This window comes from Salinivibrio sharmensis, from assembly GCF_001995985.1.
GTDB lineage: Bacteria > Pseudomonadota > Gammaproteobacteria > Enterobacterales > Vibrionaceae > Salinivibrio > Salinivibrio sharmensis.
In genome coordinates, this window is sequence record NZ_MUFC01000002.1 from 174,709 (window position 1) to 187,411 (window position 12,703).

Annotated in this window: 10 protein-coding genes; 9 read left to right on the forward strand and 1 reads right to left on the reverse strand. The window is 51.2% G+C overall.

What is annotated here, in order from left to right; genetic code table 11:
• The first annotated feature begins 8 nt into the window (after positions 1–8).
• The 5 genes from rnc to acpS are packed head-to-tail and all read left to right on the forward strand — an operon-like array spanning position 9 to position 3,439.
• On the forward strand, positions 9–680 hold the full coding sequence (gene rnc / locus BZG74_RS02865) for a ribonuclease III (protein ID WP_077771370.1): 672 nt from the start codon (positions 9–11) through the stop codon (positions 678–680).
• Positions 680–1,585 carry a GTPase Era gene (gene era, locus BZG74_RS02870; RefSeq protein ID WP_077771256.1) on the forward strand — a complete coding sequence of 302 codons (906 nt, stop codon included), beginning with the start codon at positions 680–682 and terminating at the stop codon, positions 1,583–1,585. Before rnc ends, era begins: the two co-directional genes overlap by 1 nt.
• Positions 1,586–1,628: 43 nt before the next feature.
• Positions 1,629–2,324 (forward strand): DNA repair protein RecO, encoded by a 696-nt coding sequence (recO, locus tag BZG74_RS02875; RefSeq protein ID WP_077771257.1) that lies wholly within the window; start codon positions 1,629–1,631, stop codon positions 2,322–2,324.
• 2 nt (positions 2,325–2,326) lie between these two features.
• Positions 2,327–3,058: a pyridoxine 5'-phosphate synthase gene (gene pdxJ / locus BZG74_RS02880; protein ID WP_077771258.1), complete on the forward strand. Its 732-nt coding sequence runs from the start codon at positions 2,327–2,329 to the stop codon at positions 3,056–3,058.
• Complete coding sequence (acpS, locus tag BZG74_RS02885; RefSeq protein WP_077771259.1) at positions 3,059–3,439, forward strand: holo-ACP synthase; 381 nt, start codon at positions 3,059–3,061, stop codon at positions 3,437–3,439.
• A gap of 73 nt (positions 3,440–3,512) precedes the next feature.
• On the opposite strand, the gene barA is transcribed toward acpS, so the two are convergent.
• Positions 3,513–6,281: a two-component sensor histidine kinase BarA gene (gene barA, locus BZG74_RS02890; protein WP_077771260.1), complete on the reverse strand. Its 2,769-nt coding sequence runs from the start codon at positions 6,279–6,281 to the stop codon at positions 3,513–3,515.
• 147 nt (positions 6,282–6,428) lie between these two features.
• Between barA and rlmD the strand changes: the two genes are divergently transcribed.
• The 4 genes from rlmD (at position 6,429) to BZG74_RS02910 (ending at position 12,683) form a co-directional block, all read left to right on the forward strand.
• Positions 6,429–7,754, forward strand: coding sequence for a 23S rRNA (uracil(1939)-C(5))-methyltransferase RlmD (rlmD, locus tag BZG74_RS02895; protein ID WP_077771261.1), 1,326 nt, complete (start codon positions 6,429–6,431; stop codon positions 7,752–7,754).
• 82 nt (positions 7,755–7,836) lie between these two features.
• The gene (gene relA / locus BZG74_RS02900) at positions 7,837–10,053 is read left to right on the forward strand and encodes a GTP diphosphokinase (RefSeq protein ID WP_077771262.1); all 2,217 of its coding nucleotides are present in this window, start codon (positions 7,837–7,839) and stop codon (positions 10,051–10,053) included.
• A gap of 46 nt (positions 10,054–10,099) precedes the next feature.
• Positions 10,100–10,897, forward strand: a complete 798-nt coding sequence (mazG, locus tag BZG74_RS02905; protein WP_077771263.1) for a nucleoside triphosphate pyrophosphohydrolase — start codon at positions 10,100–10,102, stop codon at positions 10,895–10,897.
• A 151-nt stretch (positions 10,898–11,048) separates the two neighbouring features.
• Entirely contained in the window at positions 11,049–12,683 is a 1,635-nt protein-coding gene (locus BZG74_RS02910) for a CTP synthase (RefSeq protein WP_077771264.1), read from the forward strand.
• The last annotated feature ends 20 nt before the right edge of the window (positions 12,684–12,703 follow it).

The window sequence follows — 12,703 nt, forward strand, 5'->3', positions numbered from 1 at the left end:
GGACTATGATGACAAAACTAACAGATAAACTGCAGCGTGATATCGGCTATCAATTTAGCGACGCTGCATTACTTGAACTGGCGTTAACGCACCGCAGTGCCAATGGCACCCATAATGAGCGCCTCGAGTTTTTAGGCGACTCGATTTTGAGCTTCGTGATTGCTGAGGATCTTTACCACCGCTTCCCGAAAGTAGACGAAGGCGACATGAGCCGGATGCGTGCTACCTTGGTGCGTGGTAATACCTTGGCGGAGATCGGACGTGAGTTTTCTCTGGGCGAAGTGATGCGCCTTGGCCCAGGAGAACTTAAAAGTGGCGGGTTCCGTCGTGACTCGATTCTCGCTGACGCCGTCGAGGCCTTGATTGGCGCGATCTTTTTGGACAGTGATATTAATCGGGTACAAGAGATTATCCTTAAATGGTACCAACACCGTCTCGAGACCATCGAACCAGGCGCGAGTCAAAAGGATCCGAAAACCCGATTGCAAGAGCACCTACAGGGTAAACGCAAACCCCTGCCATCCTACACGGTGATGAAGGTGCGTGGTGAGGCACACAACCAAGAATTTACCGTAGAGTGCCAGGTATCAGGACTGGAGCGTTCTGTGATTGGAAAAGGTAGCAGCCGCCGCAAGGCAGAGCAAGCGGCTGCAGAACTCGCATTACAGAAGTTAACATAATGACTGATACAAAGCGCTGTGGCTTTATTGCCATTGTTGGCCGCCCGAACGTCGGCAAATCGACATTACTGAATCGCTTGGTTGGGCAAAAGCTCTCTATTACCTCGCGTAAACCGCAAACCACACGTCACCGCATCATGGGGGTCGATACCCGTGATAACTATCAAGCGGTGTATGTAGATACCCCTGGGCTGCACATTGAAGAAAAACGCGCGATCAACCGCTTGATGAACCGCGCGGCGAACAGCTCGTTGACCGATGTCGAGCTAGTGCTCTTTCTGGTTGATGGCACCCATTGGACCAAAGACGACGAGATGGTGCTCAACAAGTTAGCACGCTCTGGTTTGCCAACGGTCTTGTTGGTCAACAAAGTTGATAATGTGAAAGAGAAAACCGAGCTGTTCCCACACCTACAAACCTTATCGGAGAAGATGACGTTTGTTGACGTGATCCCCGTGTCGGCAAAGCACGGCACCAATATTGATGTGGTTGAGCAGAAGGTGCGCGATGCGCTACCAGAAAGTGACTTTTACTTTCCTGAGGAATACGTCACTGACCGCTCTCAGCGCTTTATGGCCTCTGAGATTATCCGTGAAAAGTTAATGCGCTTTACCGGCGAAGAATTGCCTTATTCGGTAACGGTAGAAATTGAGCGCTTTGACTACAACCCAGAAACGGACGGCTTTCATATCAATGGGTTGATCTTGGTTGAGCGTAATGGCCAAAAGAAAATGGTCATTGGCAAAGGTGGCGAAAAGATCAAGCGCATTGGCCGTGAAGCGCGTTTAGACATGGAAGAGCTGTATGAGCGCAAGGTTTACCTTGAGCTTTGGGTAAAAGTGAAGTCAGGTTGGGCCGACGATGAACGCGCGCTACGCAGCCTCGGTTATATCGACGATCTCTAAGTGACCCACTGTTTCAGGTACCCATGCCAGGAGGAGAGAGTGAGTGGACGGGTTTCAACGCGGCTTTGTATTGCATACGCGCCCTTACAGTGAATCCAGTCTGCTGTTAGATATTTTTTCTGAGCATGAGGGGCGTGTCACCTTGCTGGCCAAAGGGGCGCGCCGGCCACGTTCGGCGATAAGAGGCGCACTGCAGCCTTTTACCCCTTTACTGCTAAAATGGGGGGGACGCGGTGAACTGCGTACCTTACGCAGTGCCGAAGCCACAGGCCTGGCCCTCCCACTATCGGGCAACGCCTTGTACTCCGGTTTCTACCTCAATGAGCTGGTGATGCGCGTACTGGAGCCTCACACGCCTTATCCAGCCCTATTCCATGATTATGTGACCGCGTTGACCCAGCTGGCTCGCTACCATAACCCTGAGCCCGCGCTGCGTTGTTTTGAACTCGCGTTGTTAGAAGCCTTGGGCTATGGGGTTGATTTTCTTCATTGTGCTGGCAGCGGTGACCCGATTAACGATAACATGACGTACTTATATCGCGAGCAGCAAGGCTTTGTGGCATCGATTATGAAAAGCCAACATCGGCAATTCACGGGGGCCGACTTGCGGGCGTTGGCGACACGCCATTTTGAAACCGTCGAACAGCTACGTGCCGCCAAACGTTTTACTCGCATGGCGCTTAAGCCTTATCTTGGCCCCAAGCCGCTCAAAAGCAGAGAATTGTTTAGAAGGAAATAATCATGGATAAAATCTACTTGGGTGTGAACATTGACCACATCGCAACTGTGCGCAATGCGCGTGGCACTGCGTATCCAGATCCGGTTCATGCCGCAGAGTTGGCAGAGCGTGCAGGCGCGGCTGGCATCACGGTTCACTTGCGTGAAGATCGCCGCCATATTACTGATCGTGATGTTCGTTTGCTCAAGGAAACCTTGCAAACCCGGATGAACTTGGAGATGGCGGTGACCGATGAAATGGTCGACATTGCTTTGGAAACCCAGCCAGAGTTTGTTTGTTTGGTGCCTGAAAAGCGTGAAGAGCTGACCACCGAAGGGGGGCTTGATGTTGCAGGCCAGCTGGATAAAGTGAAAGCGGCCACGCAAAAGCTGACTGAAGCAGGGATTAAAGTGTCTTTATTTATCGATGCTGATCGCACGCAAATTGAAGCTGCTCATCAGTGTGGGGCACCGTTTATTGAGCTACATACCGGGCACTATGCCGATGCCACGACTGACAATGATCGCCAGGCCGAGCTGAAGAAAATTTCCGCGGCGGCCAGTTATGCGGTTGATTTGGGAATAAAAGTGAATGCCGGCCACGGATTAACTTATCACAACGTGACCCCGATAGCGGCGATGCCAGAAATGCATGAACTGAATATTGGCCACGCGATTATTGGCCGAGCGATGTTCGATGGCTTGCAAAAAGCGGTCGCGGACATGAAAGCTATTATGGAAGCGGCGCGTCGATAAATGGCGATCGCAGGGATTGGCACAGACATTGTTGAGATTGCGCGCGTGGAAAAAGTGCTCGCGCGTCAACCGCGGTTTGCGGTCAGGATCCTAACCGAGACCGAGCAAGCTAGCTTGGCATGCCATAAAACCCCCGGCCGTTTCCTGGCTAAACGCTTTGCGGCTAAAGAAGCTGCCGCCAAAGCATTGGGCACCGGCATTGCCAACGGCGTGACGTTTCACGATTTTACCATTACCAATCAAGCCTCGGGCCAGCCTACCTTGCGCTTATCGGGTCGCGCGGCAGAGCTGGCACATGCGCGTGGCATTGCGCATTGCTGGCTGACGCTATCCGATGAAAAAGCGTATGCTATCGCGCATGTGGTGCTGGAAACCGCGTAACCACAAAGTTGGCGAGATGCCCTTACTTGGTGTGGCCTTTATGTGAGCCTGGCAGGCTCACACTCCTCTTCTTTTAGCCGTTTTGCGAGGTACCCAAGTATTGGGGTGCCAATTGCTCTACATGCGCTATCTCATCTTGTAACTCCAAAAGCTCTGGCTCGATAGCGGCCATATCCGCGCCTGCTTTTAATTGAGTTTCGAGCTCATGACATAAGCTTTTTAGCTGCGGGACCCCGCTATACGCGCAGCTTCCATGGAGCTTGTGAATAGCGTGCCATAACTGATCAGTCTCTAACTCTCCCGCCAATGCTTGCTCAACGGCCTCTTTCACTGAGTCAAACGAGGCCAATAACATGGTAAGCATCTCTTTCGCTAGATCCGTTTTGCCTGCCGCTTGATTGAGCGCGCGCTGCCAGTCTAGGTGTCGCACACTTTGATCTTGGCTGGCTGACGGGCTCGGAGAAGGCGCAATTTGTGGCGAGCAAGTAGAGCTCTCATCAAGGTGCAGCCAGCGCGCGAGGGTACTTTCTAGCATGGCTTCTTCAATCGGCTTAGTCAGGTAATCGTCCATCCCTGCTTCAAGGAGACGCTCACGTTCACCGGGCATCGCATGGGCGGTCACCGCAATAATCGGTGTTTGTTGGTTTAATCCCGCTTTGCGAATTTCCTGGCTGGCGGTGACACCATCCATTTCTGGCATTTGAATGTCCATTAAAATAATGTCAAACGCCTGCTGGTGGGCAAGCGCGACCGCTTTCACCCCATCTTCGGCGGTGACCACCTTCTCGACCCGTTCGGCCAGCAAGGCAGTGATCAGCTTCAAGTTGGCTGGGTTATCATCCACCGTCATCACCGTATAAGGCGCTTTTTGTGATGCACTGGGTTTGGGCAAAGGAAGCGGCGTGGCGTCAGGCGAGCCGATTAATGCCTCCAGCAGCTTGCGCTGTGGAATAGGTTTGGCAATACAAGCGCTGACCCCGGCTTTTAAGAGATGCTCAGAGGCTTCTAGCTCTGTGGTGGGCAAACACACCACCACGGATTGTGCTTGCTGCTCGCAGGCCTGCACCGCTTGTTGCATAGCATCAAGGCTCGGCATGCTCCCCGCATCGAAACAAAGCAGTGCAAAGTGATAGTGGCGGTCGGTCAGTACATTGGTGCCTGATGCGGTATCCACATTCAGCCCCACTTGCGTCAGGCGCTTGCGTAAAATCTCGCGAGTGCGGGCATTCGGCTCGATGATCACTATATCGCGGCCGACCAAAGGCTCAATGTCGAGTGGTTGAGACACCGGTAAATCGGTTTGGGTGAGCTGCAGGGTAAACCAGAAACTTGAGCCTTGGTGCAGACGACTGGTAAAGCCAATATCGCCACCCATTTGCTGGACCAGTTTCTGTGTAATAACCAGGCCTAACCCTGTACCACCGTAGCGGCGTGAGATACTGGCGTCCGCCTGCCTAAAGGCTTGGAAAAGCTGTGCTTGCTGGCGTTCGGAAATACCAATACCGGTATCTTTAACCATGAGCTGTAACTCGACGGTTTCATCATGCAGTTGCTTGAGATCGACACTGACATCAATATTACCGCGCTCGGTAAACTTGGCAGCATTACCGATAAGGTTTATCAGCACTTGTTGAATACGGAGTGGATCGCCCACAGCCCCAGCAGGAATGCGCGCATCGGTGCGTAGGGTAAGCTCTAATCCTTTCTCATGCGCCATTGGGGCAAGTAGGCGCATCACCTCATCAAGCATGTCTTGAACATCAAACGGGATGTTTTCCAGCAGCAGTTTACCTGCTTCTAGCTTAGAAAAATCGAGGATGTCATTGATGATAGTGAGCAGGTTGTTGGCCGACTTTTCAATGGTGAGCAAATAGTCACGCTGGCTGCTACTGAGCTCGGTTTTGAGCATTTGACGGGTGAAGCCAATCACCCCGTTTAGTGGGGTACGCAGTTCATGCGACATATTCGCCAAGAATTCGGATTTAACCCGCGCCGCTTCTTGCGCATTTTTCTTGGCGATATCGAGTTCAACGTTTTGAATTTCCAGCTGTTCGAGCGTTTCGCGAAGATCACAGGTCGCTTGATCAATGCTTTGCTGCATTTCTAAATGATACTCTGACAACGAAATGGCCATTGCATTGATGCCGTTTTTCAAGGTATCGAGCTCGCCGAGCAGCTCACCTTCAATCCTGACATCGAGGTGGCCACGCCGAATTCTATCGACTAGGGTCACCATGTTACCAATTGGATGGGTGACATCCGCAATTAAGCGATAGGCAAAAAAGCACGACAAGATAACGCCCAAGGCGACCATCACCAGTGCGGTGATCATTTCCTGGTATTGTTTTAACCTCACCGAGCTTAAATCCAGCTCCATGGCTATATAGCCAAGCGGGCGCTCAACATTGAGCCCGGGGGTAAACCGACCAATCTCCAAAATGGGCGCGCGCAGAATCAAGGTATCCTGCTGTTGGCTTATCTGCAGTTGTGTGGGGATGGGTTGGCCACTGTCAACCGAGAGCATGGCCAGATCGCGGTGGTAATTTGAGGTGACGAAGAGCTCGTTGCGGCGATCGAACACGGCAATACTGCGCACAAATTGCGAGTGTTGGCGGTGAGCAAAGCCAATTAACCGGCGGACATTTTCACGGCTATCATTTTTTAACCCCACTTCACTGGCAATGGCCAATGGCTCAATGATCGCAGAGCCGGTGACGGTCAGCTGCTGCTCAAGATCTTGGTAGCGGGTGCTGGTAAAAAACGCACTCAGCAGCAAGCCGACAATGAGGGTCGGGGCGATGGTCAGAACGGAGACACGGGTGCGGAGGCCATATTTGGTCATGCTAGATAAACTATGGGAAAATAATCACTGTATTTAGCCGCCAGTGTACATGATTCAATCACAAAATAGTCAGCGAACTATCACAACTCCCACTGGCAGGGTTTCTTGACTGGCTTGATGACAAGCTTTTTAACACTGGAATAAATCATGGCGCGCTTTTTTAAGCCCGAGAAAAAGAAAAAGGTTGAGCAAAAGCATCAACTACTGACGATAAAACGCCTGGATCATCATGGCGACGGGGTCGGTTTTTGGCAGAAAAAGCCTGTCTTTGTCCCAGGGACCTTGCCAGGAGAGCAAGCCTTGGTGCAATTGACCGAGCAAAAGCGCCAATACGCGCGCGGACAGCTTATTAAGATAGATAGCCACGCAACGCAGCGCGTTGAGCCTGGTTGCCCGCTGTATCAGCAATGTGGCGGTTGCAGTCTGCAGCACTTAAGTCATCAAGGCCAGGTAGCGCATAAACAGCAAGCGCTGAATGAGCTGATGCAAAAATTTGCCGGTGATGAGATTACGCTGTCAACGCCGATAGAGGATGCGGCGTGGCACTATCGTCGCCGTGCGCGTATCAGCTTGCAGGTGGATAAAAAAGGCGCATTGGCGATGGGCTTTCGTGCGCGTCAGCGCAGCGCCATTATCGATGTCAGTCATTGTCCGGTGTTAAGCGAGCCATTAAATCAACTCTTGGCTCAATTGCGCGCCTGTTTAGATAGTCTGCGTGGCCGCCGAATTCTAGGCCATTTGGATCTCATTGATGCCGATAATACGTGTGTGGTGTCGCTACGTACCACCAAGGCTTTACACAGTGACGACCGCCATACCTTAATGGAATGGGCGCAGGCACTAGGTTGCAGCTTGTACCTGCACCAAGGTGATATGGATGCTGAGCGTCTGACAGGGCCAGCGCCCTTCTATCAAGTGGCTGGCTGCCAACTGGCGTTTTCGCCCAGTGACTTTATTCAGGTGAACGCTAGGGTCAATCAACAAATGGTGACGCAGGCACTCGAGTGGTTAGCACTAGAGCAAGACGATCGCGTATTGGATCTTTTTTGTGGTTTGGGTAACTTTAGTGTGCCGATGGCTCAGCATGTTAACCAAGTGGTCGGCGTTGAAGGCGTGCAAGCGATGGTCAATCAAGCGGCGGATAACGCAGCGGCCAACCAGTGTGATAATGCCTATTTTTACCAAGCCGATTTAAACAGCGACCAGCTGACGGGTGAGTGGGTGCAACAGGATTTTACCAAAATCTTACTCGATCCGGCACGCGCAGGGGCTGCTGGTGTCATAGACTTTGTGGCACAATCTAATGCTTCACATATTGTTTATGTGTCTTGTAACCCAGCAACGTTGGCACGTGATGCACGTGTACTGCTCGATAATGGCTATCAGTTGGTTAAGCTGGGTATGTTGGATATGTTTCCACAAACAGGACACATGGAGTCGATGGCCTTGTTTATGCCGGTAAAGAAAAAATAGGCATGAATAAGCGTGGCCCTTGTGGCCGGTCGATACGGATACGCCTCTCTAGTCAGTTTGAGAGATAAGGATAGGAACGGTTATGGTTGCGGTACGAGAAGCCCACCTACATGAAGACGAAGCGTTTGAACTCAACACTTGGGTAAAGCGGTTAGGGCAAGACGCATCGACCACCCAAGCGTTGGTGGATGCGTACCAATACTGCCGAGCACTGAGCGAGGATGAGTCAGAACTCAGCCAACCACTGTGGCGTGGTCGAGAGATGATAGAAATTCTCGTCACCTTAAGCATGGATGCCGATACCTTATTGGCTGCTTTGTTCTTTCCTGTGGTGGAAGCCAAGCTCGTGAGTTTAGAGACCCTCGCTGACACCTATTCGACATCGATCGTTTCCTTGATTGAAGGGGTACAACAGACGGCCGCTATCCGTCACTTAAACACCCAAACCGAGACAGAAGCAACCTCGTCTCAGGTCGACAATGTCAGACGTATGCTGTTGTCGATGGTGGAAGATTTTCGCTGCGTGGTGATAAAACTGGCAGAGCGCATCTGTTACTTGCGTGAGGTGAAAGACGCATCGGAGTCTGTTCGCCAACAAGCGGCAAAAGAAAGTGCGAACATCTACGCTCCTTTGGCTAATCGGTTAGGGATTGGTCAGTTGAAGTGGGAGCTGGAGGATTACGCATTCCGTTATCAACATGCGCAAACGTATAAACAAATCGCCAAACAGCTTGCGGAACGCCGGATTGACCGTGAAAACTACATTACCGCCTTTGTAGAAGATCTCCAGCAGGCCATGGAAGCGTCCAACATTAATGCGCAAGTCTATGGCCGCCCTAAGCACATTTACAGCATTTGGCGCAAAATGCAGAAAAAAAATCTGCAATTTGACGAGCTGTTTGACGTGCGAGCGGTGCGCATTATCGCCGAAGAACTGCAAGATTGTTACGCCGCTTTAGGGGCGGTGCACACCAAATTCCGCCATCTACCCAAGGAGTTTGATGACTACGTCGCTAACCCTAAGCCCAATGGCTACCAGTCTATTCATACTGTGGTGTTAGGGCCTGAAGGCAAGCCGGTAGAAATTCAAATCCGCACCAAGCAAATGCACGATGATGCAGAGCTTGGGGTCGCCGCACACTGGAAGTACAAAGAAGGGGCGGCCAGTGGTCGTAGTGGGTACGATGAGAAAATCACCTGGCTACGTAAACTGTTAGCGTGGCAAGAAGAAATGTCAGATTCGGGTGAAATGCTCGATGAATTACGCAGCCAAGTCTTCGATGATCGAGTTTACGCCTTTACCCCGCGCGGTGATGTGGTGGACTTACCCAATGGTGCCACCCCCTTAGATTTTGCCTACCATATTCACTCCGAAGTGGGGCATCGTTGCATTGGAGCCAAGGTGGAGGGGCGTATTGTGCCTTTCACTTACCACCTCCAGATGGGCGATCAGGTCGAAATCATTACCCAAAAAGAGCCCAACCCCTCGCGAGATTGGCTAAATCCCAGCCATGGCTTTGTGAATTCCAGCCGAGCGCGCGCCAAAATTAATGCTTGGTTCCGTAAACAAGATAAAGATAAGAACATCGCCGCGGGTAAAGAGATCTTGGATACCGAGCTGCAAAAAATCGGCGGTGCCAGTAAAGATGCAACCTTGGCACTAAAACGCTTTAACGTTAATACCCTAGATGAACTGTATGCGGGAATAGGCAGCGGCGATTTGCGTATTAACCAAGTGGTTAACCACATCAATAGCCTGATCAACAAGCCAAGCTTGGAAGAAGAAGAGCAGCAGCTATTAGAAAAGCTACAACAAAGCGAACAAAAACCGAGCTCGGCAAAAGCACACCGTGATGCTGTGGTGGTTGAAGGGGTCGATAACCTCATGACGCACTTGGCGCGTTGTTGTCAGCCATTGCCTGGTGATGAAATCAAAGGTTTTGTCACCCAGGGTCGGGGGATTTCCGTACATCGCGCTGACTGTGAACAACTTAACGAACTGAGTCATCATGCGCCTGAGCGCATTATTGCCACGGTTTGGGGCAAAGGGCACATTGGTCAATACCATGTGCGGATCCGCTTATCTGCCAATGAGCGTACCGGGCTGGTGAAAGACATCAACACCGTACTAAGCAATGAGAAAGCACGTGTCGCGGGCATGCAAAGTCGAGTGGATTACAAAAAGCAAATGTCTATCATGGATTTTGACTTAGAAATCTCTGATCTCGACACGCTTAGCCGAGTGGTTAACCGGCTTGAGCAAGTCAAAGACGTGGTCGAAGCCAAACGTCTTCGCTAACACTTCGCCCTGTCTCGACAGGGCGCTTTTTTATAAGGAACACTTCATGGCATCCATCGAGCGACTACTGACCATCATGGCAACCTTACGTGACCCAAATAACGGCTGTGAGTGGGATAGGGCGCAAACTGCTGACACCATCGTGCCTCATACCTTAGAAGAAGCGTACGAAGTCGCGGATGCGATTGAGCGTGAAAACTGGTCAGACCTAAAAGATGAGCTCGGTGACCTACTTTTTCAAATTGTGTTCTACAGTCAATTGGGGCGGGAAGAAAATCAGTTTGATTTTGAGGATGTGGTGAACGGCATTTGTGACAAACTCACGCGTCGCCATCCTCATGTTTTTGGTCCGAAAGACTCGCAGGGAAGGCCGTTACTAGCCCCAGATTGGGAGGGGATCAAAGCGCAAGAGCGCGCCGAGAAATCGCCCTCTATGCAACCGGAAAGTGTGCTGGATGGGGTGACCCAAGGGCTACCCGCTTTAACGCGAGCGTATAAATTGCAAAAGCGTTGCGCACGTGTGGGCTTTGATTGGCCAACCGTGCCACCTGTGATTGACAAGGTGCGTGAAGAGATTGAAGAGGTCGAGCAAGAACTGGCGCAAGCCTCTGTCAATCAGGCGCGTGTGGATGAAGAAGTCGGGGATTTATTATTCGCGGTGGTGAACTTGGCTCGTCACTTGGGAACAGATGCGGAGCAAGCGTTGCGCCGTGCCAACCAAAAATTTGAAGCTCGATTTCGTGGTGTTGAAAATCACTTACGTGATAATGAAAAAAACATTCAACAATGTCAGCTGGATGAACTAGAATCGGCGTGGCAGTTGGTTAAAAAGGCAGGTAAGTAAATATCCTGTAATTGGCATAATTGATTTGTGACAATTAAAAACATCAAGGTGTGTGGTAGCTTTCACATTGTGGGAGTCAATGGGGTCTGGTATCATAATGTCCCGTCCAGAACTTCATTAATTTCCTCTAAATCCAACTCTCAGGTTTAGCATGACGACGAACTACATTTTTGTTACGGGCGGTGTTGTATCCTCCCTCGGTAAGGGTATTGCTGCAGCCTCATTGGCAGCCATTCTTGAAGCGCGTGGCCTTAACGTCACCATCATGAAACTCGACCCTTATATCAACGTGGATCCAGGGACAATGAGCCCTACCCAGCACGGGGAAGTATTCGTCACGGAAGACGGCGCAGAGACCGACCTTGATCTCGGCCATTACGAGCGCTTCATCCGCACCAAAATGACCAAGCGTAATAACTTTACCTCTGGTCGTGTGTATGCGGATGTGCTGCGCAAAGAGCGCCGTGGAGATTACCTGGGAGCGACCATTCAGGTGATTCCGCACATCACCAATTCAATCAAAGACCGCATCATCGCCGGTGGTGAAGGTCACGATATTGCGATTGTGGAAATCGGCGGGACAGTGGGCGACATTGAGTCGCTGCCGTTTTTAGAAGCGATTCGCCAGCTGACCGTTGAAGTTGGCCGCGAACATGCCATGTTTATGCACTTGACTCTGGTCCCTTACTTGGCGGCCGCGGGTGAAGTGAAAACCAAGCCAACTCAACATTCGGTGAAAGAGCTGCTATCGATTGGTATTCAGCCTGATGTGTTGGTGTGCCGCAGTGAGCGTCCGATCCCGGCTAATGAGCGCGCCAAAATTGCGCTGTTCTGTAATGTGGCAGAAAAAGCCGTGATCACCATGAAAGACGTAGACTCTATCTACAAAATCCCATCACTCATTCGTTCTCAAGGTCTGGATGATCTGGTTTGTAATCGTTTTGGCATCGAAGCGGCGGAAGCTGATCTGTCAGAGTGGGAGCAAGTGAGCTACGAAGAAGCCAACCCAATGGGCGAAGTGACCATTGGTATGGTGGGTAAATATATCGAGTTGCCGGATGCGTATAAGTCCGTCAACGAAGCCTTGAAGCACGGTGGGTTGAAAAACCGTCTCACCGTCAACATCAAGTATGTAGACTCGCAAGATCTTGAAACGCGTGGCACTGAAATGCTGCAAGACTTGGATGCTATCTTGGTACCAGGTGGATTTGGTGACCGAGGCGTGGAAGGTAAAATCCTGGCAGCGCAATACGCCCGTGAAAACAAATTGCCCTATCTCGGCATTTGCCTAGGAATGCAGGTTGCCCTGATTGAATACGCGCGTAATGTTGCGGGTATGGAAGGGGCAAACTCGACCGAGTTTAACAAAGAGAGTAAATACCCAGTGGTGGGACTGATCACTGAGTGGGTGGATGAAGAAGGCAAAGTCGAAGAGCGCAGTGAAACCTCTGATCTGGGCGGTACCATGCGCCTTGGTGCTCAACTTTGCCACCTGGCCGAAGGCTCTAAAGCGCATCAGCTTTATGGCAACACGCAGATCCATGAGCGTCATCGCCACCGTTATGAAGTGAACAACTTATTGCGTCCGCAGCTAGAAAAAGCGGGGCTTTCAGTCTCAGGCCTTTCTGCAGATAAAAAGCTGGTGGAGATCATCGAGAACCCTGAGCACCCGTGGTTTGTTGCGTGCCAGTTCCACCCAGAGTTCACGTCGACACCACGTGATGGCCACCCACTGTTTGCCGGATTTGTTGCGGCGGCAGGCAAAAAACAGCGCGGTGAGCTATAAACGAGATTCGAGCGGTCGCC

Coding starts and splice junctions, on each gene's coding strand:
- rnc (WP_077771370.1), top strand. CDS start 9: ATGACAAAACTAACAGATAAACTGCAGCGTGATATCGGCTATCAATTT.
- era (WP_077771256.1), top strand. CDS start 680: ATGACTGATACAAAGCGCTGTGGCTTTATTGCCATTGTTGGCCGCCCG.
- pdxJ (WP_077771258.1), top strand. CDS start 2,327: ATGGATAAAATCTACTTGGGTGTGAACATTGACCACATCGCAACTGTG.
- acpS (WP_077771259.1), top strand. CDS start 3,059: ATGGCGATCGCAGGGATTGGCACAGACATTGTTGAGATTGCGCGCGTG.
- barA (WP_077771260.1), bottom strand. CDS start 6,281: ATGACCAAATATGGCCTCCGCACCCGTGTCTCCGTTCTGACCATCGCC.
- rlmD (WP_077771261.1), top strand. CDS start 6,429: ATGGCGCGCTTTTTTAAGCCCGAGAAAAAGAAAAAGGTTGAGCAAAAG.
- relA (WP_077771262.1), top strand. CDS start 7,837: ATGGTTGCGGTACGAGAAGCCCACCTACATGAAGACGAAGCGTTTGAA.
- mazG (WP_077771263.1), top strand. CDS start 10,100: ATGGCATCCATCGAGCGACTACTGACCATCATGGCAACCTTACGTGAC.
- BZG74_RS02910 (WP_077771264.1), top strand. CDS start 11,049: ATGACGACGAACTACATTTTTGTTACGGGCGGTGTTGTATCCTCCCTC.